Source organism: Hoeflea ulvae (assembly GCF_026619435.1).
Lineage (GTDB): Bacteria > Pseudomonadota > Alphaproteobacteria > Rhizobiales > Rhizobiaceae > Hoeflea > Hoeflea ulvae.
In genome coordinates this window covers 1,343,526-1,369,824 of sequence record NZ_JAOVZQ010000001.1, presented here as the reverse complement: position 1 = coordinate 1,369,824, position 26,299 = coordinate 1,343,526, and the positions used below count along the sequence as shown (strand labels likewise).

General features: G+C 60.5%; 12 protein-coding genes. 5 read left to right on the top strand and 7 right to left on the bottom strand.

What is annotated here, in order from left to right; translation table 11 throughout:
- Positions 1–28: 28 nt before the first annotated feature.
- Positions 29–415: a response regulator gene (locus OEG82_RS06385; protein ID WP_267611600.1), complete on the bottom strand. Its 387-nt coding sequence runs from the start codon at positions 413–415 to the stop codon at positions 29–31.
- 117 nt (positions 416–532) lie between these two features.
- Positions 533–4,885, bottom strand: a complete 4,353-nt coding sequence (locus OEG82_RS06380; protein ID WP_267611599.1) for a CHASE domain-containing protein — start codon at positions 4,883–4,885, stop codon at positions 533–535.
- A 304-nt stretch (positions 4,886–5,189) separates the two neighbouring features.
- Between OEG82_RS06380 and OEG82_RS06375 the strand changes: the two genes are divergently transcribed.
- The 4 genes from OEG82_RS06375 to OEG82_RS06360 all read left to right on the top strand — a co-directional run bounded on the left by OEG82_RS06375 (position 5,190) and on the right by OEG82_RS06360 (position 8,430).
- Positions 5,190–6,323: an aminotransferase class V-fold PLP-dependent enzyme gene (locus tag OEG82_RS06375; protein WP_267611598.1), complete on the top strand. Its 1,134-nt coding sequence runs from the start codon at positions 5,190–5,192 to the stop codon at positions 6,321–6,323.
- A 186-nt stretch (positions 6,324–6,509) separates the two neighbouring features.
- Entirely contained in the window at positions 6,510–7,346 is an 837-nt protein-coding gene (locus OEG82_RS06370) for an amidohydrolase family protein (protein WP_267611597.1), read from the top strand.
- A 149-nt stretch (positions 7,347–7,495) separates the two neighbouring features.
- Positions 7,496–8,041, top strand: a complete 546-nt coding sequence (locus tag OEG82_RS06365) for an invasion associated locus B family protein (protein WP_267611596.1) — start codon at positions 7,496–7,498, stop codon at positions 8,039–8,041.
- 5 nt (positions 8,042–8,046) lie between these two features.
- On the top strand, positions 8,047–8,430 hold the full coding sequence (locus OEG82_RS06360; RefSeq protein ID WP_267611595.1) for a hypothetical protein: 384 nt from the start codon (positions 8,047–8,049) through the stop codon (positions 8,428–8,430).
- A 289-nt stretch (positions 8,431–8,719) separates the two neighbouring features.
- Here the strand turns inward: OEG82_RS06360 and OEG82_RS06355 are convergent, their stop codons facing one another.
- The 5 genes from OEG82_RS06355 to OEG82_RS06335 all read right to left on the bottom strand — a co-directional run bounded on the left by OEG82_RS06355 (position 8,720) and on the right by OEG82_RS06335 (position 25,322).
- Positions 8,720–9,190: a GNAT family N-acetyltransferase gene (locus OEG82_RS06355; RefSeq protein ID WP_267614883.1), complete on the bottom strand. Its 471-nt coding sequence runs from the start codon at positions 9,188–9,190 to the stop codon at positions 8,720–8,722.
- 208 nt (positions 9,191–9,398) lie between these two features.
- On the bottom strand, positions 9,399–9,965 hold the full coding sequence (locus OEG82_RS06350; RefSeq protein ID WP_267611594.1) for a phage tail protein: 567 nt from the start codon (positions 9,963–9,965) through the stop codon (positions 9,399–9,401).
- Positions 9,966–10,151: 186 nt separating this feature from the next.
- Positions 10,152–24,128 carry an inverse autotransporter beta domain-containing protein gene (locus OEG82_RS06345; protein WP_267611593.1) on the bottom strand — a complete coding sequence of 4,659 codons (13,977 nt, stop codon included), beginning with the start codon at positions 24,126–24,128 and terminating at the stop codon, positions 10,152–10,154.
- 551 nt (positions 24,129–24,679) lie between these two features.
- A complete protein-coding gene (locus OEG82_RS06340; RefSeq protein WP_267611592.1) occupies positions 24,680–25,123 on the bottom strand; it encodes an Lrp/AsnC family transcriptional regulator in 444 nt (147 codons plus the stop codon).
- On the bottom strand, positions 25,107–25,322 hold the full coding sequence (locus OEG82_RS06335) for a hypothetical protein (RefSeq protein ID WP_267611591.1): 216 nt from the start codon (positions 25,320–25,322) through the stop codon (positions 25,107–25,109). The genes OEG82_RS06340 and OEG82_RS06335 overlap by 17 nt, the downstream gene beginning before the upstream one ends.
- 51 nt (positions 25,323–25,373) lie before the next feature.
- On the opposite strand from OEG82_RS06335, the gene rocF reads away from it, so the two are divergent.
- Positions 25,374–26,297 (top strand): arginase, encoded by a 924-nt coding sequence (rocF, locus tag OEG82_RS06330; protein ID WP_267611590.1) that lies wholly within the window; start codon positions 25,374–25,376, stop codon positions 26,295–26,297.
- Positions 26,298–26,299: the final 2 nt, after the last annotated feature.

The following is a 26,299-nucleotide window of genomic DNA, read 5'->3' as shown; positions in this document are numbered from 1 at the left end:
CGATCGCGCGAGCCGCCGGCGGTCCGATTCACCGCTGGATTGTTGAAAACAATTCTCTTGTCTGCGTCGCCAGGGTCATCGGGTCAAACGGTTTGCAGATCACGCTTGCCGCGCCCAGTTCCATGAACATTTCCATGTCCTCCGGCTGGGTTCTGGCCGTGATGAACACCACCGGTATCGACGCGCGCGCCGGGTCCTGACGCAGCCGGTTGAGGGTCTGCGGGCCGTCCATGCCCGGCATCATCACGTCGAGCAGAATCAGGTCCGGCACCCAGTCCTGGACCACGCTGAGGGCATCCGCGCCCGACGCGGAGGTTTTCAGTTCAATGTCGGGATCGAGCTGAAGCGCCATGCCGGCGATCTCGCGGATGTCGTCTTCATCATCGACATAGAGCACTTTGAGGGCGTCAGACATGGGCAACTTTCATGTTTTTGGCTGATCAGCGGTGTCATCGACATGGGCACTGCGTGCGGACATCAGTGTGACCGGAGCGGGCTGCTGCGTGTTCAGGAGCTTCGACATGGCGATCATTCAAGCCGCCATCAGATGTTGAATTTTCTGGACGATGCTGGCTTCGGTGGCCCGCGACTTGACCATTACCGAGGCCACCTTGCGCTTGACCTGGTCAGACACTTCCGAGGCTGACAGGATCATCACCGGCACCGGAATCTCGACAAGACTGGTCAGTTTCTCGAGAAATTCGAGCCCTGAGCCATCCGGCAATCCGAGATCAAGCACGATCAGATCGAACTGCTTGTCACGCAACAGGGCTTCCGCGCTTTTCAGGGTCGTAGCGGTGACGACACTGGCAGTGCCGTGCAGATAGGTGGCCAGTATCCGGCTCAGGTCTTCGTCATCCTCGATATGCAGCAAGGCGGGCACCTCGCGCTGACGATAATGAAGCAGCAAGTGCTGTTCCTCATCCCCATTCACCGGCCCCGCCGGATTTTCCGGCTCGGGCACCGGAAAGTCGACCCAGAAGGTGGTGCCCTTGCCGGTTTCTGTTTCGAAGCCGATCACCCCACCCATTCGCTCGACAATTTGTTTGCTGATGTGCAGGCCCAGCCCGCTGCCGCCCTTCACGCGAGTCGAGGAGGAGTCGCTTTGCAGGAACTTGCCGAATATCTGCGACCGGAATTCCTCGGCAATGCCCACGCCCTGATCCTTGACCACGACACGAACCATTTCGCCGTGACGGCGGGCCGAGACCTCGACAACGTCACCGCTGTCGGAAAACTTGGCCGCATTGGACAGGAGATTGGCCATCACCTGCGCAAACCGTTCCGGATCGACATTGATGGCCATATCCGGATCGACCTTGCCGCTCTTGATGCGCACGCCAAGATTGGCCGCATAGGGTTCGTTGACATCCACCGCCAGTTCAAGAAGCGAACCCAGGTCCTGCTGCTTCATCTCGAACCGCATCTGGCCGGAGGCTATCTTGTCAATGTCGAGAATGTCATTGATCAGCAGCGTCAACCGCTCACAGTTCTTGTGAGCAATATCGACAAGGCGAAGCGCCTTGTCCGGCAATTCCTTTGACATGGCGCCCATGACCAGGCCCAGAGCACCGCGAATGGATGTCAGCGGAGTCCGCAATTCATGGCTGACGATGGACACGAAATCGGATTTCAGACGGTCGATTTCCTTCCGCTTGGTGAGGTCGACGATAACGCCCAGATAGCCTGTGGTCTCGTGCTCGCCATTGCGCAGCGCGGTTCCCGTCAGCAGAACCGGGAAGCGAGTCCCGTCCCTGTGAATGAAGGTCCATTCGTTCTCATCAATACCCTTGACGTCAACTCTCTTGGTGAAGGTCTCGAACCCGGGGCTGACCGGCATGCCCAGTTCGGTGGTGAGAACCCGTGCGCGTTCCTCAACCTCGGCGTCATCATGCCAGAGTGCCGGCGTCTGCTTGCCGACGATCTCCGCCGCCGAGTAGCCCAATGCAGCTTCGGCCGCCTCGTTGAAGACCATGACCTTGCCGTCAAGGTCGGTGGCTATGATCATGTATTCCGTGCTGGCCATGACTGCCGATTTGAGCGCGTTGGATTCGCTCAATGCGCGTGCAGCCGCGACGGCTTCGCTTGTATCGCGGAGCGTGCTGACCAGCATGCGTCTGCCATCGAGATGCATCTCGTTGACGGAGAAATCCATCGGGAAGATGGATCCGTCCTTGCGCCGGGCGGCCACCTGCTGGCCGCTGCCTATCGTCAGTCCTTCGCCGGTTTTGAGATAGTGCCCTATATAGTCATTGTCAGGCGGCATCAGCATATTGACGTTGCGGCCCACCACTTCGCCCCGCGCATAGCCAAAAATCCGCAACGCTGCCGGATTGATCGATTCAATCGTTGCTTCGGAACTGACCGTCAACACGCCGTCCAGCACCGTGTTCATCACCGTTGAATTGCGGGTCGCCTCCTGCTTGATGCGCTCATTCGAGGCTTCCAGATCTGCGGTCTTGAGCCGTGACAAGAGCGTCATGTGTGCAGTGATGGCGGTCAGAAGCGCAATCAGCATACCGGCGATCAGGGCCGAGTCCGGCAACAGCGTCTGCTGCGTGTTCAGGAAGCCCTTTGTCGGAACAATTCGGATCGACCAGCGCTTGTCTGGAACCTGTATCGTGCTCTCGAGCGCCCAGGGCGTGGCCACGGGCTGGGTCAGATTGCCGAATTCAAGCTGAGGATCACCGTCATAGGTGATCAGAAACTTGTACCGGTCCAGGGTCTCGGGCAGGATCTCGTTGCTGAAAAACCTGCTCACAGAGAACACCGCAGCCAGATAGCCTTCGGAGGCGCCATTCCGAACCAGCGGCAGATAGGCAATGAAAGCCTGCTCCTTGCCCGCCAACTGGACCGGAGGGCTGATGAGGGTCATGTTCTTCCGAACCGCCGCCTTCGCCAGATCGGCCTGCGCGCCCTTTTGTATGGCATCGATCCAGACCAGACGGTCATTCTGCGTCGATTGCTGGGTATCAACCATCTGGCCTTTGGCATTGACCCAGGCCACAGCCCTCAAACCGGCGAGATCGGATATGTAATTGCGCGCATCGACGCCCCACAGATAGGACAGGCTGTCGGGGGCGGACTGCATTCTTGACGCCATGCGTTCCAGGGCCAGCAGCTTGGCTTCGGATTCGGCATTGATGAGAAGGTCGATCTTGCTGATTTCGCTGCTGATCATGGCCTTGAGATGCGCCACCTCCTTGTCATTGAGAGCGCGGTAAAGCGAAACCGATCCCACGGCCAGCACCACAAAGACAAAGGCCGGCAACACCAGGGCCTGCCGGCCATAGGTTCGCTCCACCGCTCCGGTGAGACGCGCGGTTGTGACAAACAGGAACAGGCCCGACAGGAAAGTAATCAGCAAGCCGCCCGACAGGATCAGAACCGGGTTGTAGCTGCGCCAACCTTCCTCGAACCCGAGCGTGCTCTCCCACACAACCAGCCATTGCTGCTGCATGATTTCGATATGTTCGCGCTTGGAATAGGTGGAAACAGGACCTTTCTGCTGGGTCTTGTTGCTTTCATAGATCAGCGTGTCAGGGTCTTCGCGGCCTTCGTCGTAAATCCGCAGGCTGAGGGTGTTTCCCTGGCTCTTGGTCAGGTTCCGCATGAATTTCTTGGCGATGAACGGCGCATAGATCCAGCCATCGAACACGGCCCATCTTTCCACGGAGGATCCGCGCTCGAAGCCGTCCCGGTACATCGGGTACAACAGCAGGAAGCCCGGCGCTTGTTCCTTGTCCTGAACCAGGATAATGCGTTTGGTGATGGCCGGTTTTCCGGTCTTCCGCGACAGGTCGGCGGCCTGTTTGCGGTTTTCCTCAAAGGCGATGTTGAGGCCAAGCGCCTGCCGGTTGACATCTTCGGGCTCGATATAGGTGATGACATAGTGGGCGTCGCCATCAACTTCGGGGTGGATCGCAAAGTTCCTGGCGCCATCCGCACGGGTGGTGCGCAAAAACGGCTCAACGCCCTTGGGCGCCAGCGAGGCTATCCAGCCGAGGCCATTGATGCCGGGAAAATTCCTCTTGATATCGAGCACATCAACATAACGGTTCCATTCATGGCGGTTGATGCTGTGCGACCCCTGAAAATAGGCAACGCCACCCAGGAGCGCATTCTCATAGGAATTTATCCGGCTCAGGAGCGCCTTCTTGCTCTCCAGCGCCAGGGATTCAAACTGGATCCTGCCATTGTCGTGGGTGGCTTCGGATGAAATCTTCCAGGCATAGAACGTCAGGCCGAGCGGTATCAGCAGGATCAGCATGGCCGTGACCTGCAGATTGCCCAGCGCCTTGCCGCGCCAGGAAAGTCGTTGCGGACCGAACGGGGCGATCAGCACCAGCGGCAGGAACACGACAATGCCGAAAATTCCGCCCAGCCACCATGTCAGCCAGCTGTCAAACAGCTCACCGGCCGGCACGGCCCCGGACAGATACAGCGCCGCGACCCCGATGCTTGGCGATATCATGCACACGACCGGGCCGACCGCGAAGAACAGCACAAGCACATCGCGGATTCGGGTGAATTGCAGCGGAATGCCGAACAACCGCTTGACCAGTGCATAGCCCGCCAGAGCCTGAAGGCTGGAGCCGATGGCGACCGCGACAGCGGTGAGCGCCCTGGCCTGATCAAGGCCGGCTTCGGCAGTGTACATGGGGGTGATGAAACTGCTCAGAAGGACCGAGCCGATCAATATGCCGGGCCACAGACGCCATCCATACAGGATCAGCGCGCCAAGCCCTATGCCGGACGGCGGCCAGATGAATGTCGCATAGCCGGGAGGAACGGCCAATGACAGGCCAAGCTGACCCGCGCCACAGTAGATCACGGCGATCAGGAGCACCTTTGCCAGGAACACGACAGTCCGATTTTCTACCATATTGAGCCATTCACCCTGATTGTCGGATCAGCCAAGGCAGCAGCAGCCAAGACTGCATCAAACTGGGTCTTTGGTGTTAATGTTCCCTTAGAAACAGAGCCGGACAAATCGCGCCAGAACTAGTACTGCGCCGTGCATCTTTCAGAAACGGTAGCAGACATGAAAGCATGATCCGGCGATCACGCGGACATGGACCGGCAATTCTCTTGGTGTAAAGGTTGCGGCTTCAATCTTGGTCAAAACAGGCCTATAGCTTGGCCCGCGCCTGTGCATGGACTGGCAGATGACAAGAGGAGTGAAGGGCATGAATATGACAGCGTCACCAGTGGATCCTGATGGTCTGATGGAATTTTCGGTGGTCTTTACCGACCGGTCCCTCAACCACATGTCAAAGACGTTTCAGACTGTCATGACCGATCTCAACGGGCTGTTGTGCGAAGTTTACCAGGCCGAAGCAGCGGTGATCGTGCCGGGCGGCGGAACTTTCGGCATGGAGGCGGTGGCCCGCCAGTTCGCCACCGACCAGAAGGTGATGGTGATCCGCAATGGCTGGTTCTCCTACCGCTGGACGCAGATATTCGAGATGGGCAAGATTCCATCGGACACAAGCGTGATCAAGGCCAGCCAGGTCGGCAATGAAAGCACCTCCGCCTTTGCGCCGCAGCCGATTGAAGTGGTTACGGCCAAAATCCGGGAAGAGCGTCCCAGCGTTGTCTTTGCGCCGCATGTGGAGACTTCGTCCGGTGTCATTCTGCCCGATGAATATCTTTCAGCCCTCGCCGCCGCTGCGCACGAGGTCGGCGCATTGTTCGTGCTTGACTGCATTGCCTCGGGCAGCATTTGGGTGGACATGAAGGCGACCGGCGTCGATGTGCTGATCTCCGCGCCGCAAAAGGGCTGGAGCGCCTCGCCATCGGCCGGCCTGGTCATGCTCGGCGCCCGCGCGTTGGCGCGGCTCGGCGAGACCCGCAGCTCGAGCTTCGCGGTGGACCTGGGCAAATGGCACGACATCATGCAGGCCTATGTCGGTGGCGGCCATGCCTATCACTCGACCATGCCGACCGATGCGCTGCTGGTGCTGCGCGACCGGATGATCGAGACCCGCGACTTCGGTTTCGAGCTCGCCCGCAAACGGCAATGGGACCTTGGCCGCAAGGTGCGCGCCTTGCTGGAGGGACAGGGCTTCAAGTCCGTCGCTGCACCGGGTTTCGAGGCGCCGGGCGTTGTGGTCAGCTACACCGGGGATCCCGAATTCCAGAACGGCAAGAAATTCCTGGCGCAGGGCATGCAGATTGCCGCCGGCGTTCCGCTGATGTGTGACGAACCGGCCGATTTCCGCACCTTCCGCATCGGCCTGTTCGGGCTCGACAAGCTTGGAGATGTGGATGGCACCGTGGCCAAGCTTGAAGCCGTGCTCGACACGCTGGCGGCAGGCTGAGTTCCCACCCCGGGCGGAGAATTGACACCACCGGATCAATCCGCCGTGCGTTTGTCGGACGCACGGCGGATCATTGACCGCGCGCCGCATCATGAGCAATTTGCTATTTGAAAATTCCATTTCCCTGTGAAACTATTTGCCGCGGGCTTCGGCCTGCCGCAATCCGGTTCGCGAGGAGACAGCAGCATGATCATCGACACCCATCTGCATGTGATTGATCAGACGGTGCTGGACTATCCCCGGCTTGCGGGAGTCCCGGCCCTCAACCAGCCATGGTCCTACGAGAGCTATGCGCTGGAAGCGCGCCGCGCCGGCATTTCCCGGACGCTGCACATGGAAGTCGATGTCGCTCCGGACCGCATCGAGGACGAAATCAGCAATGTTGCTGCCCTTGCAGTCCAGCCGGACAGCCTGATCGTCGGAGCGATCGCGGCCTGCCGGCCCGAGAACAAGGATTTTGCCGCATTTCTGGAACGCCAGTCGGGCAATCCGCTGGTCAAGGGCTTGCGGCGCGTGCTTCACGTCATGCCGGACGGGCTTTCCGAGCAGCCGCTGTTTCGCGAAAACATTGCCCGGGTGGCGGGGTCCGGCCTGACCTTCGATCTGTGTGTGCTGCCGCGGCAATTGCCCAAGGCCATGGCGCTCGCCGATCTGGCGCCGGACGTCCATTTCATCCTGGATCACTGCGGCGTTCCCGACATCAGGGGCGACGCCTGGCAGCCCTGGCACGACAACATGACGGACCTCGCCAGACGGCCGAACGTGACCGCCAAGATTTCCGGAATTGTCGCCTATGCCGATCCGGAGAGCTGGATCGCCGAGACCTTGCGGCCCTGGGTCGAGCACACCATCTCCTGTTTCGGCTGGGACAGGGTGGTCTGGGGCAGCGACTGGCCGGTCTGCACGCTCGGCGGCGGCCTGCTGGCCTGGATTTCCGCCACCCATGCGCTGCTCGAAGGCGTCAGTCTGGACGAAAAACGGAAACTGCTCAGCGCCAATGCCGAACGGATCTGGTCGCTCTGAATCGTCCTCCGGCGAGGGCCGATCGACGCGGCATATAGTCTGTCAGTCACACGGCCAGTAACGAAGCTCCGACTTGAAAGATTTTACCGGCGATGCAATAAGATTCTCCGTGGAACGGCATGAATACAATATAACCGGGAGTTTCATTCTTGACCCTTACAAACAGCAAGACACGCAGTCGCACAGCATTACTGGCGGCGGGCATCGTCCTGTCGATGTCGGCGGCCTACGCACAGACCACTGACCGTCCGTCCGCTGCGGCAACGCCCCAGACGCCAAAGAACAACTGGGCAGTTAATTGCGGCACGGGGGAAACTGCCGAGTCTCCGCTTTTGTGCCAGATGGTGCAGAATGTCGTTGTCCAGGAAACAAACCAGCGGCTTCTGACCGTCGTGGTCCGCCCGCAGAAGGACGCGGCCAATCACACTCTCACGCTGGCGCTGCCGCATGGGGTCGATTTTCTCAAGGGTGTCGACGTGCAGGTCGACGACAAGGACGCCTTCAACGTGGCGGTTCAGACCAGCAACGCGCAGGGTGCATTTTCGAACCTGCCGATCAGCGATGAATTGCTGGCCGAGCTGAAGGCCGGCACATCGGTGAAATTCAGCTTTCACGCCGTCTCCGGGCAGACCTTTGCCGTGCCTATCAGCCTGATCGGATTTTCGGCAGCCTATGACAAGCTGGCCGCCGGCTGACCAACATGACCGGCGACATCAAGGGCAAGTTCAAGGACCAGAGCTTCTTTGACAAGAACATCGCTCTGGACGGGTCGGCCTTCGTCAATTGCGTGTTTTCCAAATGCACCATGGTCTATTCCGGCGGCGAGGTTCCGGTGCTGTCGGGATGCCGGTTCAGCGACTGCGGCTGGCAATTCGGCAATGAAGCGGCCAATACCATCGCCTTCCTGTCCGGCATGTATCGCGGCGGCTTCGACAGCCTGATTGAATCGACATTTCACGAGATCCGGCGCGGCGCGATGATCAGCCGGCCTGTCCCGCCCGAACCCGCCAAGACCGGGGCGTCCGCTGCCGCAAGGTTTCTCAAACCCTTGCGGATTTTCCAGATCCCGAAACAGGACCAGTGATCAAGCGGCAGATCTGGGAGCCGGGATTTTCCTGTCGCTGGACGGCGGAAGTGTTGCCTAATCATGCATCATGCGGGCGAGATATCTGCGCTTGATCGAAGTGGCGCAATGGGAGGAGCGAACGCATCGGCGGCACTTTCCCGCTGCTGCGACAATCGGAAAGCGCGAGTGCTGCAGCAAGGCAGTCATGTCCGACCCATGAGAGTCCGGGCGCGAATGAGCTGTTCATCGCGCTGGCCAGGACAGCAACGGCGTCCGCTATGAGGCCGTGTCGTCTGAACCCCAAGAGTCAACCCGGCGGCTGCCATCGCAGCAGGTCATAAACGCCCTTGTCCTCGACCGTCTTGAAACCAAGCCGCCTGTACAGACGCATGGCCGGGTTGTTCTTTTCGACATGAATGCCGACCGGTTTTGAGGCGCGCGCAGCGCCATCCATGACATCCATCAGCAGAGCCGTGCCGACACCCTGACCGCGCGTGTCAGGCATCAAGGCAATGTCGATGATGCGGTGTTCACCCGGCCAATATTCCAGATAGAGCCGTCCGACCGGCTTGCCGGCCCGCTCCAGCACAAGCCACAGGGCATCGGGATAATGCGCGAGATAGTGGCTGTGCTGGGCCTGGAACTGCATGTCCAGAAATGTGGCCTTCTGCGCGTCGCTCCACGGCCAGGGCGCCAGTTCATCGGCCCGGGTGGAGGCGTAAAGTCTTGAGAGAAACCCGAGATCTTCGGTTGTCATCGGACGGCACGTGAGACCCAGTGCCCCGGCCCGGCTAAGAGGAACCGCAGGACTGCCTACCCCGCGGTCCTTATCTTCACACTGCGCGCGCCCCGCCAGATCTGGTGTTTCATCCATTATATGCACCGAAACGGGCACTTATCTGGTCAGAACCACCATGGCCACCATCCATCCGGTCAAGCGCTGCTTGAGATACTTCGCGCATGTGATTGCCCTGCTGGCTTGCCGGTCAGCTCCGTGACGGAAAAATCCCTACAAGCGCTATGCAGTAATTGCATGCCAAGCTCGGCTGCATGTTGTTGTGCGGCAGGCTTCCGCCGGTCGTGCCCACCTGGCCACCGGCCAGACTGACCTTCACAGAATTTGCATTCATGGCGACTTCGGTGCCCGAAGCTGCATAGGCATCATCCAGAGCCGCCATATAATTTCCGGCCGGCGAAGATTCGCCACCACCCTGGCTAACCCCATGCAGCGAAGCAGTCCCGGTTACCCCGGTCAGCGAATGCGTATGGGCCGGCATCTCTGTCGTGTTCAGGGTTACGGTCTCGGTGCCTTCCTTTTGGCCTATCTGGTAGTCGGATAGCCCTGGACCACGTCCATACGACAACGCCGCGCGGCCGCGCAAATCCGGCAGGGCGAAGGTTGTGCGCCCATCGCCGCCATAAAATGTGCCGATCAAGGAAAACAGGGCTGTATTTTGGCTAATGGGCAGGATCTGCCCCGCACAGAACGCCCAGCCCCGTGGCTCAAAATTGAAACCAAACAAACGTATTTCACCGACAAATGGGTCAGCCATGCTTTTCCTCCAAATGTTATACTTACAATAGCAGCACAATTATTATCAAAAATCAACTAACATTTATAATATATGAGTAATTTTTCTCAATTAGTGAAAATATTTACTGAATACATCAGCAGCAATACCCTATCATTACACAAACATTTTATCGCATACCAGGCAAAGAACTATATATTCTCTCAATCACGGAACGGCACAGGATTGATTTCCGGTAATGCCTCCCGTCGACAAGACAGTTGCACCATTATTTGCGACGCCGACTGCCGTCGGGTCGGCCTGGCTGATATTGAGGGTACCAGCGCCTGAATTGTTGAGTTCGATGGATTGTCCGCCGGTTCCGGCTGCTGGCGGGCCACCGGCACCATTGTTGTTGAAGGTCGCATTCAGACAGGCTGTCGCTGTGGCAGCGCTGACTTCGATATAAATTCCGGACCCGTTGGTGACAGAGACAACACTATTGTTGGTTACCGTCGCCTGCAGGTTTGAGGTTCCCTCGGCCTCGAGCCGTATTGCCTCATTCGCCGACGACGTCACCGTGTTGCCCGAGATCAGCACCCTCATTTGTGCGTCCTCGAAGGTCCGGATATCAATGCCCTCGCCCCCCGGATTGGACATTGTATTGTTGCTAAGCGTGACGGACGTCAAGCCGTTCCCACCTTGGTCAATTTCAATAAGACCCGCAGTACTGCTGCCATCGTCGAAGACGTTGTTGGTGATCACCGCCGTGCCACCACCGTCGTCCCACTCGATCTCGACGGCTTGGGCGCCAATATTCGAGGCTGCCGTTATGCCGCTGACATTGATATTGAGCGTCGATCCGGCGGTCGTGGTTTCGGCGAAGATGGCGTCATTGGTGACGTCGAACTGAGTATTCGCCGTGGTCAAAGTGAAATTGTTGAGTACGCCGTCATCATTCTGCAAGTCGATGCCCCGACCTAGCGCACCTCCGCCAGCGGAACGGATCGTGCCGCCATTGATGGTCAGGCTGCCGCTGACATTGTCAATCTGAATCGCCGCTTCGCTCGGACTGGTGCCGTCAACGGTAAAGGAAGCATAGGTGAGATCGAGCGTTGTGCTGGCAATCGTCAGCGCATTCAAGCCGGGTGTTGTCACCGTGTGCGTGCCGAGACTGTAAGTTCCGATATGCGTGGCGCCAAAGGCTTGGGCGCTGATGCCCGACTGGGTCGAGGTCACGCCGGAATAGTCGTAATCGCCCGAAGTAGTTGTGAACTCGAAGGCGCGATTGCCCGATGTGGCGACATCCACGGTGCCGCTGACGTTGATATCCGTGTTGACCCCGCTGGCATCGATGCCGTTGCCTGTGGTGGTGTCGATGTCGACATTGCTGAACGTGATGCCGGCGCCGTTGTTGCCGTTCAGCGTGATGGCATCATTGGTAGCAGTGTTGAGCGTGGTGGCGCCATTGAAGTTGATGGTGCCGCCGGTGCTGTTGTTGACGGAAATGCCGGTCGATGAGCCTGTCGCACTGAGCGCACCGGAAAACGTGACAGCTCCGCCTGTCCGGCCGGTGACTTCAATCAGGTTGGATCCGGCGGTGGTCTTGGAGACCGTCGCGGCAATATTCACCGTGCCGCTGCCACCGTTGATGCGCACTCCGAAGGTGGTAGGCGAAGCTGTCGCTCCAATTGTACCGCCGTTGATGTTCACCGTATTTGCGCCGGCGGCGATATTGACGCCCATGGTGCCGCTGCCGTCGATATCCACGTCGCCGAATGTAATGGTGCCATGTGTGCCGGTAATGTCGAGCCCGATCTGATCGGATCCATCGACTGTCAGGCTACCAATATTGAAGGTCGCAGCCGAATTGTCGTCGATACGGAAACCCACCAGATCCGTATCGAAAACATTGACCGTGCCGGCGGAAAAAGTGTTTCCGCTGCCATCGACATTGGACAACAGCACGCCTTCATTGGCGACCCGGCCTGAGGCCGCCAGGGTGTCAAAATGAACGCCCGCAGCGCCGATCAGCAGATCGTCCAGCATGACAATCCTGCCGGTCGTGGTGTTGATCGTCTCGGTGCCCGCATTGGCAATATTCAGCGTCAGCGCTCCGCCTGTGCCGACGGCGCTGAAGCCGACACCAGAGGCCGTGTCGACATTGAGGCCGGCATTGAAATTCACCGTCGCGGTGTTGCCCGCGCCACCGGTGATCGCAACACCGCCACCGGCCGTGGCGGTGTTGTCGATAACCACATTGCCGAAAGTGAAGGTGGCGTTCGAATCGTCGATCACCAGGCCGGTCCCCGTGGAGCTGGTGATCGTGGTGATGCCGGTCACCGTGAAGGTCGATCCCGTCGCAAGCTCGAGATCAACGCCGTTCGTGCCGGAATTGCTTGAGGTCACATTCTGCAATGTGATGTTGGTCACGGTCGGGTTGATCAGTATCGCCGTGCCATTGTTGGAAATGATGTCGTTGGTGGCGCCGGCAATGTTCAGCGTGCCGGTGGTCTGGGCGCGCAGGCCGTATACGCCTGCGCCATTCACCGTGACATCAAGGCCGGCAAAACTGTAGGTTCCGGTATTGGCGCCGCCTGCACCAAGGCCCAGATCAACACCCTGGCCGTCAAAGCCGACATTGTTGGTGATTGTTGTCTGACCACCAAATGTGACATTGCCATCAGAATTGAGGATCGAAACAGCGCCAGTCCGGGCATTCGTGATGTCGGTGGTACCGGCAACGGTGATGCTCGCACCAGCAACATCAAAATTGGTGACGTAGAACGCGTAGGATTGGCGGGTGGCTGTCAGGCTGGCGATATCGACCGCAGAGCCCGCTCCGGTGATGTTTGTGACATTAAAACCCTCATCCATGTTTTCGGTGGCATTGCCGATGGTCAGCGCGCCCATATTGAAATCGAAATTCGCACCACCGATGGTCAGCAGCGAGACGCCATCACCCGTGGATGAAACCTGCCCCGCGGTGGTGTTGATGTTGGTGGCTGCAAAATTGAATGTCGCGTCGTCTTCGCTCTGGCTGCTGACCTCGATGCCTGCGCCGGTGTAATTGTCGAGCGTCGTGGCGCCGGTGACCGTGAAGGTGGAGCTCGACCCGAGATTATCAAATTTCAGCGCTTCCGCGGCGGTGCCTGCGCCATTTGCGGTGATCGAAGTGAGCTGGAAATTGTTGGCGGTGACGCCATTCATGGACAGGGCTTCGGCGCCGGCGATATTGAAATCGCCGGAGGTCGCGGCAACAGACAGACCCGCGCCGCTGGCGAAGAAACCGCCGCCATTGGTGGTGGTGATGTCGAGATCGGCGAAGCTGACTGACCCGCCGGTGCCGGCAAGCTCGATCGCCGTGTCGGCCGCATTGTTGCCGAAACCGGTGATGGACACATCGCCGAAGGTCAGCGCACCGCCGGTCTGAGCCGTGGTTTCAATCACATTGTCGGCGGTCGACGTCGCGGAGGTGATCGCTGCAAAGCCGATTGTGCCGCCGGTCTGGCCATCGATGTCGATCACCTTGCCCACGCTGCCGGTGGTGGAAATCGCCGTGCTTATGGTCACGTCACGCGCACCGGCGCCAATGCTGACCACGGTGCCGGTGGTGCCGCTCAGACTCGAGGCGGCGTCGACGGTGATGGCGGCAGTGGAAGCCGTTCCGGCATCGATCTCGAGCGCCGTGCCCGCATTGGTGCCGAAAAGATCGACATCGGTCAGCGCAACGCCGGAGGCATTGTTGTTGAGAACAACGGCGGTTGCGCCGGTTCCCACATTGCTGATCTCGACATTGTTGATGGTGACCGTGTTTGCCGCGGCAATGCCGTCAACCCGGATCACCGCATCGCCTGCGCCAAGACCCGAGGCGTCGAACACGGTGTTCTGGATGGTCGACCCGCCGGCTGTGGTCACAATCGATGTCGCAGCTCCGTTCGAGTTGCTGGCGGTCACCGAATTCTGCGTCACGTTTCCGCCCAGCACGCCGAAGTCGCCCGAAATATTTGCCGGCTTGGTGGTTCCGAAGGCAATCGAGTTGCCATCGTCAAAGCCATTGAGCGACTGGCCGGCCTTGAGCGTGAAGCCATCCGTGCCGCCACCGGTCAGATCGATGGTGCCCGCGCCGGTATGGGCAACAAACACGAAGGTCTGGTCGCTGTCGCCCAATGCTTCCGCTGCGGCCACCGTGATCGTATTCAGCGCCACGCTGAGATTATGGGTTCCTGCGCTGATCGCGCCACCGGTTTCGCTGATGAAGATCGCACTGCCAGGTGTCGTCGGGAAATTGGCCTCGTCGCCGGCGCCGAAGCTCACATCGTCAAAATCATAACCGGACGCGCCGAGCGTGCCGCCGCCGGCGTCGACCGTGAACGCGCCGCTCTGGCCATTGACGTTGATGCTGGAGCCTGTGTCACTGGCGCTCTCGCCGTCGCCAAAGGTGAACTGGACGGCTGCCGTGGTGTCGATCACCACGCCGCGGTGCAGATCCGTGATCGAGCTTGTCGCTCCGGCCCCCGACCCCAGATTGACCACCTGGTCGCCCAGCACACCGGTCAGGTCAACACCGATGGAGGTGGTGGCCGTGTCCGGCCCGCTGATGGCGACAGAGGCGAAATTCACAGCTCCGCCAAGCGTCGCGCCGTTGAAATCAATGCCCTTCTGGCTGGCGGCATCACCAACGCCGGTGATCGTGGTTGCGCCGAAACTGACCGGGCCATTTGTGCCGGCGAAATCGACACCGACCGGTGCATTGGCCATCGTGATGCTTGTGGCGCCACTGAAGTTGATGGATGCGGAATTGCCGGTGAGCTGAATGGCAGCGCCGGTGGCACCCGAAACCGTTGTCGTCCCCGTTACTGTGAAGGCCCCGCCGGTCAGACCATCGAGGTCGATACCCGCCGCACCGCTGCCGGTTGACGAGAGGCTGTCAAAATTCGCGCCAGCGGTGCCAATCACAACCCCATTGAGGGTGAGCGCCTGGCCCGCAGTGGCCGTGATGGTTTCGGTGCCCGAATCGGTAATAGTGACGGTCAGGGCCGTGCCGGCGGTGCCGTTGGCGTCGAATCCGGTTCCCGTTGTGGTGTTGATCTCAAGGCCGTTGATGAAACTGACAACGGTCGCGTCGCCACCGCCGAGATCCAGATCAACGCCGCCACCGGTGGTATTGTCGATCGTGGTCGTGCCGAAGGTGAACGCTCCGGTCGATTCGTTGATCCGCAGCGCCGCGCCGGTGGTACCCGTAACATTGAGCGTGTTGATCGTAAGCGCATTGGCGCCGGCGCCGCCGGCTGCATCCCCTTCATCGATGAAGACGCCATTGGCGCCGCCTGCGGCAGTTACCGTGCTGAAGGCCAGGTTCATGGTCAGCGGATCGAGGAACAGGGCCGTGCCGTTGGTGGTGTCAACGCTGCCGCCGCTATTGCTCAGGTTGAACGTCGTGCCCGCACCCTTGGTGTTGACCTCGAGCCCGGTGCCGCCATCGTTGAAGATGGTGAGCGTGATCAAGCCGAGATCGCCGGTCGGGTCGATGAAGGACAGACCCTTGCCGTTGACGCGCGCGCCGGCGCTCTGGCCGATCTGAACCGTGCCGGTCGCTGTCACGGTCTGGATACCGGCCGTGCCGGTGTCGGCATCGAAGGTGACTTCATCAAACAGCACGCCGCCACCGGTACCGTTGCCGATGACGGTGAGACCGCCAAGACCGGTTACGTTGGCCGAATTGAGCGCATTGCCTGTCACCGAAACCGTATTGCCCGTCGTGGCGCGTTCAAAGCTGTTGCTGCCGGCCGAACCGAGATCAAGCACCAGCAAGCCGGTCCCCGAAGTCGCTGCAAACACGGCCTCGTTCGCCGCGTGGATGTCGTTATCAAGCAGGGTCAGGTTCAGTGTCTGGCCGGCACCGGATGCGCCCACATCAATCCCGCGATCGCCGATATTGGTGCTCGCGGCGACAGTCAGGTTGCTCAGCACGATCGTGCTGCCGAAAACCGCGCTGGAGTGGGAGATAGCCACGGCATCATCGCCGAGCGCATCCGTTCCGCCGAAGCTGATGCCGTCCAGCGTCACATTGGCGGAGTTGGAGATGGTCACGCCATCGGCAAAGGCGCCGTCGATGGTGCCGCCCAGGAGCTGGATCGTGCCGGTATTGTCGCTGAGTGATACGCCGTGGCCGCTTGCACCCGACGCCTGATCGATATCGACGCTGGAGAAGGTGAAATCCGGCGAAGATCCCTGGATATAGATGCCGCCATTGTTGGAAAAATCCGCGACGCGCACATCGTTCGACGTGCCGGCATTGCCGTCGCTGACGGTAAAGGCACCGCCGGAAACATTGATGAAACGCAGGCCCTCCCCGGTCAGTGCGCCGGTGCTGGAGATGGTGTCGAAATGCACGCCACCTGCGGCAAGGGTCACGCCGTTCAGATTGACCGCGTTGGCAGCCGTCCCGGTGACCGAAATCGCCTCGGTGCCGGCATTGGAGATGGCCAGGGTACCGCTGAGGACTTCAAGCGCTATGCCGTTCACGGATGTGATATCCAGGCCACCGGTGAAATTGAAGGTGCCGCCGGCATTGGTGTTGGCGATTGCGACACCGGTGCCGGCGCCGGTTACGTCAAGGTCAACGAGGCCCGCGAATGTCACGGTGCCGCCGGTGGTGGTGCCGATATTGATGGCGCCGGCGGTGTTTCCCCCGGTGCCGGTTACGGCTGCATTGAAATTGACGGTGCCTGCGGTGTTGGACTGGATCGAGACCGCACCGGTGGAACTCGTCACCGTGCCGTTGAAATCAACCTGACCGGCGCCGGCGTCGCGGCTGGCGATCTGGACCGCATAGCCGGCAGACTTGGCAATACTGGCGCCAATCGTCACGGTGCCGCTGCCACTGCCCGAGATGGCCACACCATTGGCGATCGTGCCGCCTGTGACCACCACGTTGGAGGTGCGGGCATTGCCGGAAATATCGAGTCCCGCGGTCGCAACAGTACCTGCCAGAGTGACATTGCTCAGCGTAATCGTGCCGCCTGCGGCGTCATTGATATCGACACCATTGGCTGTAGCCGTCGCGGCCGTCGTCACCTGATCGAAATTGATGCCGCCGGCTGCCACGGTAATGCCATCAAGATTGATCGCCGTGCCGGTGCCGGTGGCAACAATCTGCTCGATGCCCGCCGACGCGGCGACCGAGATCGTGCCTCCACCGGTGGCGTTGAAGCCGATGCCGTTGGTTGTGCTGATATCGAGGCCGCCGGTGAAACTGACCGTCGAATTGACGATGTCGATGGCGTTTCCGGTGGTGCTCGAAACGGTGGTGTTGCTGAAGGTCGAGGCCGCACCGGTGAGCGTATTGAGATCAATGCCCTGGCCGGCCACATTCTGAACCGTCAGGCCGGTCGAGGTGATCGAGGTTGCGCCGGTGGCGGAAAGGCCAGCCCCGGCAGCAGCGTTCGACAGGATAAAGTCCTGCAGATTGACCGTGCCCGAGACGATCAAGGTGTCGCCGGCACCGCCGGTGCGGGTGAGGATCGCAGCACCATTGCCGGTCGGGTCGGTGACGGTTGCGCCTCCGCCTGGAATGCCCGAGAAATTGGCGGGAATGACCAGTCCGCTGCTGGTGAAAGTGCGGCCATTGCCGAAGGAGGCCATGGTCTGGCCGTCGACCAGCGTAAAGCCATCGCTATCATTGATCTCATTGCCGTCATTGATCAGCACGAAGACGAGACCGGACGTGCCCATCGCATCGGCGGTGGCAACAGTGGCGCGATTGCTCACGCTTGAGCCGGATCCGTCACCGGTGGCATTGGCCGCCACGAACACCAGGTTCGCCCCGCTGGTGGCGAAATCAAATGTGCCGGTGAAGTTCACATCGTCGAAATCATAGGAACCGAGCGTCACAGCCGAGCCGCCGTCAATTGCTGCGGTGGCCGAAATCGAGCTCAGCTTGTCGTCCGTGGCTTCGCCATCACCGAAGGTGAAATTCGCATTCGAGGCGGCGTCAAAGAACACGCCGGTCCCGACAACGGAAATGGTGCTCGACGGCCCCACCGCCGGGTTCGCCTGTGCGCCGATATTGACAATCTGGCCGCCGGTCAATCCGCGCAGGTCGATACCGATGGAGCCTGCTGCGCCGGTACCGGTGACATCGAGCGAATTGAAATTCAAGGCGCCGGCCAGCGTCGCGCCATTGAGGTCGAGGCCGACATTGCCGCCCAGACCGGTGATATCGACATCGCCGAAACTGATGGCTCCATTGGTGCCGGTGATGTCGATGCCATTGCCGCCGGGGTTGCTGATCGTCACGTCGGCGAAAGTGACCGTTCCGGCATTGTTGGTGAGCGAAATGCCGGTGCCTGTGGGCGTGGTGAGCGTCGTGGCGCCGCTGACGGTCAAAGCCGCACCAGCATTGATATTCTGGATCCGTATGGCTTGAGACCCGGTATCACCCATGTCTCCGCTGAAACTGATCGTGCCGCCGGTTATCGCGCCGGGGTTACCAATATCGAGCAAATAGCCGCCACCGCTGTTGGTAACCGTTCCGGTGAAACTGATCGCGCCGGACGTGGCGTCAATCTCGACTGCGCTGCCGACGCCGGTATTGACAAGATTGGCGCCGATCGTGATCGTTGCCGAACCGCCGGAAATATCGACAACATCACTGCCATTGGTGTGGGTGAACGTACCGCCCGTCACCACAACTGTCCCGGCAGCATTGAAAATATTAAGATTATCGGAATTGGAGCTTGAAATATCGAGATTGGTCAGCGAAACAGTGCTGCTCGCCGCTTGATTTTCAATCCGGACAGAGAAACCACTGACCGATGTGGTGGCTCCGATCGTTCCGCCACCGATCGTAATATTCCGGGTCGCATCCTGGATATTTATCCCGCGACCGGACACGCCATCGATATCCACCGTATCAAACGTCACCGGTCCATTGGTGCCATCGAGGTGTATGGCATTTGAGGAAGTGTCTTCGATCGTGGCCGAAGCAAAGGTGAAAGTGGCGTCCGAACCGCCGGAGATCTCGATGCCGTAACTCAACGCGCCCGACGTGCCGGCGATGGAGACCGCGCCGCCTGAAAAGGTGTTGCCGGTGCCGTCGACATTGCTCAACAGGATGGCGGTGTTGGCGATTGTTCCTGTGGCAGTCAGGCTGTCGAAGCTGACGCCGCCCGCTCCGATCGAGACGTTCGACAAATTCAGGATCTGGCCGGTGACGGTGGTGATCGTTTCCGTGCCGCTTGTCGCGGCCACACTGATCGTCCCGCCGCCGGTTGCTGAAAAACCGGTGCCGGTGGTGGTGTCGATGTCGAGCCCGCCGGTGAAGCTGACCGTCGAGTTGACGATATCGATGGCGTTGCCCGTGGTGGTCGACACCACCGTGTTGCTGAAGGTGGAGGCCGCGCCTGTGAGCGAATTGAGATCAATGCCCTGGCCTGCGACATTCTGCACGGTCAGTCCGGTCGAGGTGATCGAGGTTGCGCCGGTGGCGGAAAGACCGGACCCGGCAGCCGCGTTTGACAGGATGAAGTCCTGCAGATTGACCGTACCCGAGACGATAAGCGTCTCGCCGGCGCCGCCGGTGCGGGTCAGGATCGCAGCACCATTGCCGGTCGGATCGGTGATTGTTACGCCTGCACCGGTCGGAACCCCGGAAAAATTGGTCGGAATAACCAGGCCGCTGCTGGTGAAGGTCCGGCCATTGCCGAACGACGCCATGGTCTGGCCATTGGTCAATGTGAAACCATCAACGTCGTCAATGGCAGCGCCGTCATTGATCAGCACGAAGGTGATACCGGTGGCCACGATCGCATCGGCGGTGGCAACAGTGGCGCGGTTGTCGACATCACGCCCCGTGCCGTCTCCGGTGGCGGTTGCCGCCACGAAGACCGGGCTGGCAGACGGCGCGAAATCGAGCACACCGGTGAAGTTCACATCATCGAAATCATAGGACCCAAGCGTCACGGTCGAACCGCCGGCAATGGCCGTGGTGGCCGAGATCGAGCTGAGCTTGTCGGTCGTGCCCTCGCCGTCGCCGAATATGAATGTGGCATCGGATGTGGCACTGAACTGCACGCCTACATTCACGCCGGCGATGCTGGCGCTCCCGCCGCCAAGATTGGTATCACCCAACTGCACCGTGCCGGTTCCGGTGGCGCCCGACAGATTGACGCCGGTGGTGCCCGCAGTGCTGGTCGACGCCAGATCGAAATCCGTCGCCGTTACATTGGCGTTGATCACCGCACCGGACAGGTCCAAACCGGTGGCATTGGCACTTTGCAGTGCGATGTCGAGATCGGCGAAACTGACCGCGCCGCTGGTGGTGCCGGAAAAATCAACGCCAACGGCGGCGCTGGTCATGGTGATGGTGGTTGCGCCGTCGAAATTCAACGCAGCGGCATTGCCGGTGAGCTGGATGGCATTGCCGGTCGAGCCGGAAACCGAGGTCGCGCCAGACACGTTGAACGCGCCGCCGCTGACGCCATCAATTCCGATGCCGGTGGTGGCACTGCCAGTCGATGAGATGCTGTCGAATGTGACACCGCCGGCACCGATGCTGACGCCGTTGAGATTGAGCGCCTGCCCGGCCGTCGAGGTGATGCTTTCATCGCCGGCGCTTGCGGCCACGGACACGCTGCCGCCGCCGGTTGCCGAGAAACCCGTGCCGGTGGTGGTGTCGATGTCGAGACCGCCGATGAAGCTGACCGTCGAGTTGACGATATCGATGGCGTTGCCGGTGGTGGTCGACACCACCGTGTTGCTGAAGGTGGAGGCCGCGCCGGTGAGCGAATTGAGATCAATGCCCTGGCCGGCAACATTCTGCACGGTCAGTCCGGTCGAGGTGATCGAGGTCGCGCCGGTGGCGGAAAGACCGGCGCCGGCAGCCGCGTTGGACAGGATGAAGTCCTGCAGATTGACCGTGCCCGAGACGATCAGCGTCTCGCCGGCGCCGCCGGTGCGTGTCAGGATCGCAGCACCATTGCCGGTCGGATCAGTGACGGTTGCGCTCGCGCCGGGAACGCCCGAGAAATTGGCGGGAATGACCAGGCCGCTGGTGGCAAAGCTGCGGCCATTGCCGAAGGAGGCCATGGTCTGGCCGTCGACCAGCGTGAAGCCGTCGGCGTCGTCGATGGCGGCGCCGTCATTGATCAGGACAAATGTGGTGCCGGCCGTGGTGATCGCGTCGGCGGTGGTGACATTGGCGCGGTTGTCGACGCTGGAGCCGCTGCCGTCGCCGGTGGCGGTGGCGGCGACGAAAACGATGGGGTTCCCCGCTGCGGCGAAATCGAGCACACCGGTGAAGTTCACATCATCGAAATCATAGGACCCGAGCGTCACGGTCGAACCGCCGGCAATGGCCGTGGTGGCCGAGATCGAGCTGAGCTTGTCGGTCGTGTTCTCGCCGTCGCCGAATATGAATGTGGCATCGGATGTGGCACTGAACTGCACGCCCACATTCACGCCGGCGATGCTGGCGCTCCCGCCGCCAACATCGGTATCGCCCAACTGCACCGTGCCGGTGCCGGTGGCGCCCGACAGATTGACGCCGGTGGTGCCCGCAGTGCTGGTCGACGTCAGATCGAAATCAGTCGCCGTTACATTGGCGTTGAGCACCGCACCGGACAGGTCCAAACCGGTGGCATTGGCGCTTTGCAGCGCGATGTCGAGATCGGCGAAACTGACCGCGCCGCTGGTGGTGCCGGAAAAATCAACGCCAACGGCGGCGCTGGTCATGGTGATGGTGGTTGCGCCGTTGAAATTCAACGCAGCGGCATTGCCGGTGAGCTGGATGGCATTGCCGGTCGAGCCGGAAACCGAGGTCGCGCCAGATACGTTGAACGCGCCGCCGCTGACGCCATCAATTCCGATGCCGGTCGAACCGCTGCCGGTCGACACGATGCTGTCGAAGGTTATCCCGCCGGTACCGATGCTGACGCCGTTGAGATTGAGCGCCTGTCCGGCCGCCGAGGTGATGCTTTCATCGCCGGCGCTTGCGGCCACGGACACGCTGCCGCCGCCGGTTGCCGAGAAACCGGTGCCGGTGGTGGTGTCGATGTCGAGACCGCCGGAGAAGGCCACGGCAGCACCCGCATTGCCGGCCAGATTGATGGCAGTCGCGGTGCCTGTATTCGCTGTGACCAGGCCGCCGAATGTCACCGAGCCGCCGGTATTGGCAGTGACCGAAATCGCATTGGCGGCATTGGTCTGGGTGATCGCGCCGTTATAGGTCACCGTTGCGGTGCTGCCGGTGACATTGAAGGCCATGCCGGTCGGCAACAGGATCGCGGTGCCGGCGCCGAAGCTGAATGTGCCAGCCGAGCCGCCGAGGATATCGATCCCGGCGTCGCCGCCACCAAGATTTGACGGACCGTTGAAATTGTAACTGCCGTCCGCATTGTTGAATTGCAGACCGGAGCCGTTGCTGGCGCTGATGGTCGCGTCGGAGGTCAGTGTGCCGGAATGACTGTTGAGCACCTCCACGGTTGAGCCCGCGCCCGATTGGGTCAGCGTTGAATCGCTGTCTAAGGTGACGTCGAGCGACCCGCCATCGATGCTCAGGCTGGTCCCGCCGGCGCTGATCACGTCCACATCGGTGAAGTTGGCGCTGCCTGTCAGGCCGGTCAGCACGATGCCGGGATTGGCGCCATTGTTGAACACAGCATCGCTGACCGAGATCGCGGCGGCGGAGCCGGAAAAATTCAGACCGCCATCGATCGATCTGACATCACTGATCGTCACCGAACCGGCAAAGCCGCTGCCGGTGATGCCGGTGGCGGAATTGGTGGTCAGGCCGGCGATCCCGGTATCGGCGAAATGACCGATATTGATGCCGCTGACGATCGGCCGCCCGCCAAGACTGGTGACGATCAGGACACTGCTGGCGGAATCGGGCAGGATCACCGTGGCGCTGCCGCTGTCACCGGCGCCAATCACCTGCTGCCGGTCGCTGTTGAGGGTGAAGACAGAGCCAATCGCGCCGGCGACATCCACCGGCATGAACGTGTCGCCGGCGCCAGCCAGACCCTGGGCGGTAACGAATTCGCAGGCATTGGCGACGCTGGTGCAGTCAGCCGTGCCTTGCGCTGTGTTGGCGACGAAGAACGCCTGGAGGGTTTCGCCGCTTGTTGCATCCGTCACCGGCGCCAGCGTCACGGTCGCCGCGCCCTTGACCACCGGCGAGACGATATCATCGTCACGGTACACCCGGCGGGTCATCAGCCGGTCCAGACCGGTAAGCCGGCGCTCGGCCTCGACCGATCTGCTGACGCCGCCGATCGGCATCCGCAAACGGACGATCCCGCTGGCTTCGGTGCCTCGCACCTTGTCGTCGCGGATCTCGCCGCCGAGGGTCAGCTTGGCGCCGTCGAAGCCGAAGGGATCTTCAATCTCCACCTCGGCCCGGAAGCGCGGGCCCTCCACCAGCGTGTCGCCACGTTCAAAGCGGAAATAGCCGGCGTTGAGCCGTATAGCCGCGTCGGAAAAGTCGATCTTGACGCCGGCTTCGACATCAAATCCGGGCAATGCCCGTTCAATAAGATCGGTGCCGACATTGACGATGTTGGAGCCGTCCAGCGCAACTCCGACACCTGTCACGCCGACCACATATTGTTTTCCGGACGGCAAATAGCCGTTGGCGCGGAATTCCAGGTGCTCGGTGATCAGTTCGGCGCCAAGGGTGCCCTGGTAGAACATGTTGTCATAGGCGGAATGGCGGGCATCAACGAAGCCGTAAATACCGAAGATGGCGTCGGTTCCGAAGAATCCGCCGGGCACGATCTGCCGGTAGCCGACGCCGAAATTGCCCTCCTGGACATTATCGGTCCAGGCGGAGGCGCGCAAATCGGTAAACAGCAGCGAATCCCGGGCCTGCAGCAAGGGCGCGAACAGATTGATCTGCCCCATGGTGCGGCTGCCGGGGGCGGCGGTGAACTCGACATAGGGACGCCATTTCTTGCCGCCGGCCAGACCGTCTATTCCGGGCACAAAATCCCGGGCGGTGCCGGTTGAAGCGCCGTAGGACCTGTCGAGCAACACCCCGAGATTGTCATCCATGTCCTGCTGGGAGACACCGTAGGTGGCCTCAGCGGTCTCGAGCCTTGACGCCTTGACCGGCGTGGATGTCCGCGCCGCCGTGGGCTTCTTCGCCGTATCGCCGGTGTCGCGGAGATTTTTCCAAAGGTCCCTGGCATCAGCTGAAGACACCAGCCCCGCCGACATGGTGGCAAGGGTTGCCGTCAGACACGAAGAACATGCGAGCCTGTTTCGAAAGTGAAACAAATTCCCCCCTTCAGAGCAGCGATGCGCTCAAAGGATGTATTAAAAGAGCATTATCCTTGTTTTCATTGACCATACCTCTGGGTTGAATTCAAGAAGGAATCCCAACTCATACCAAATAGAACCCTGTATCTGTCACCATACAGCAACATCTTTCATGTATATAATTTCTTACTAGCGACAAGATTCTTGCTTTCGTGACGACTATTTTCAATGGAATCAACGAGATTCTTGATGGTGACGCATCTTCACTGAACACCACTGAAACAGAAAGACCCTCACAAAAAAGCGGGAATCCTCGTGAATCCTGATATTCATTTATACTTCTGATTCGGCCGGAATTTTCATCTCTACTTGCCGACAAGCGGCTGTGAAACAAAAAGAATTCGCAACATCCCGGAATTGGCTCCGCGCGGCCGCATGATCTGCGCATGCACATTGTGCCAATACAGACAAGCCTGTCTTTTCAGACAGAAATTCTAGCGCCGGGTGGCCGGACGGCGCGTCGACAGGATCAGGTTGGTCTCGCTTGAGGTGATGCCTTCAAGTTTGCGAATCCGTACCAGCGTGTCGTCCAACTGCTGCAGGGTATCGGTCGCCAGTTCGATGATCAGGTCCCAGCGGCCATTGGTGGAATGCACCGCCTGCACCGCAGGCAAACCCTGCAATTGGGCGATGATGCGTTCGGTTCCGCGCCCCTCGATGCAGATCAGGGTCAGGCCTCTCACCGGCGCGGCGGTGACGTCGGCGCGGGTGAGCACGGAGAAGCCGGCAATCTCGCCGCTGGCGACAAGACGCTCGATCCGGCTGCGCACGGTGGCGCGGGCCAGTTTCAACCTTGCGGCGAGATCGGAAATGGTGGCGCGCCCATCGCGGCGCAGAGCTGCGATCAACCGCAGGTCGATATCATCCAAAGTTGACATTGCTTTCTGCCGATCTGGTTGGCCGATTTTCCGGTTTGATCATAATCGCGTTGGTCCACTGTGCAAAGAGCGAAGCTCGATCACGACTTTCTCCGATTTCCCGGACGAATGCAGGATTTCGGCCTTCGTCACTTGCCAAAATGGACAATCCGTCTGCCAGAAATGCTGCTTGCGCCACCGGATCGGCAAAATCCGCCATTCAAACCGCCATCGGCCTCTGCAAGGAATGGCTGAACCGAGGAACACACCTATGAACCATCATTGCATTCTGGTCGGTGCGCCTGTCGACAGCGGCCAGTCCAATCCCGGTTGCCTGATGGGGCCGGCGTCCTATCGCGTGGCCGGGCTGGCCGAAACGCTCACCGACCTGGGCTGCACGGTCGATGACCGCGGCGATGTCGCGCCCCGCGCGCCGGCCCCCGTCAGCAGCCGCAATCCGGCGGTGCACCATCTGCCCGAGACCGTTGAATGGACGAAAGCGCTGGCGTCGGCCGGCGAAGCGGCCATGGCTGCAGGATTTCCGATCTTTCTCGGCGGCGATCACAGCCTTTCGCTGGGCTCGGTGGCGGGTGTCGCAGCCCATGCCCGGCAGCAGCAGCGGCCACTGTTCGTTCTCTGGCTCGACGCACACAGCGATTTTCACACGCCGATGACCACAAGCTCGGGCAATCTGCACGGCACGCCGATGGCCTATATTGCCGGGCTCGGTGAATTCGAGGCATTTCCGCCGTTTCCCGATCCGGTGCCGACCGACCGGATCTGCCTGTTCGGCATCCGCTCCGTCGACACCGACGAGCGCAAGGCGCTGCATGCCCACGGCATCACGCCGGTGGACATGCGCGAGCTGGATGAACGCGGATTCGTCGCGCCGCTGTGCGGGTTTCTCGATCAGGTCCGGGCGGCCAACGGATTGCTGCATGTTTCGCTCGACGTGGATTTTCTCGATCCCTCGATCGCACCGGCTGTCGGCACCACCGTGCCCGGCGGAGCAACTTTTCGCGAAGCCCATCTGGTGATGGAAATGCTGCATGAATCGCAACTCGTCAGCTCTTTAGACCTGGTCGAGCTCAACCCGTTTCTGGACGAGCGCGGACGCACTGCACAGCTGATGGTCGACCTCACCGCCAGCCTGATGGGCCGCAAGGTCTTCGACCGGGTCAACAGAACCAACTGATT

What these genes read in the sequence shown, in the direction of transcription:
- OEG82_RS06385 (WP_267611600.1), bottom strand. Translation starts at nt 415, where the DNA reads ATGTCTGACGCCCTCAAAGTGCTCTATGTCGATGATGAAGACGACATC.
- OEG82_RS06380 (WP_267611599.1), bottom strand. Translation starts at nt 4,885, where the DNA reads ATGGTAGAAAATCGGACTGTCGTGTTCCTGGCAAAGGTGCTCCTGATC.
- OEG82_RS06375 (WP_267611598.1), top strand. Translation starts at nt 5,190, where the DNA reads ATGAATATGACAGCGTCACCAGTGGATCCTGATGGTCTGATGGAATTT.
- OEG82_RS06370 (WP_267611597.1), top strand. Translation starts at nt 6,510, where the DNA reads ATGATCATCGACACCCATCTGCATGTGATTGATCAGACGGTGCTGGAC.
- OEG82_RS06360 (WP_267611595.1), top strand. Translation starts at nt 8,047, where the DNA reads ATGACCGGCGACATCAAGGGCAAGTTCAAGGACCAGAGCTTCTTTGAC.
- OEG82_RS06350 (WP_267611594.1), bottom strand. Translation starts at nt 9,965, where the DNA reads ATGGCTGACCCATTTGTCGGTGAAATACGTTTGTTTGGTTTCAATTTT.
- OEG82_RS06340 (WP_267611592.1), bottom strand. Translation starts at nt 25,123, where the DNA reads ATGTCAACTTTGGATGATATCGACCTGCGGTTGATCGCAGCTCTGCGC.
- OEG82_RS06335 (WP_267611591.1), bottom strand. Translation starts at nt 25,322, where the DNA reads ATGGCGGATTTTGCCGATCCGGTGGCGCAAGCAGCATTTCTGGCAGAC.
- rocF (WP_267611590.1), top strand. Translation starts at nt 25,374, where the DNA reads ATGAACCATCATTGCATTCTGGTCGGTGCGCCTGTCGACAGCGGCCAG.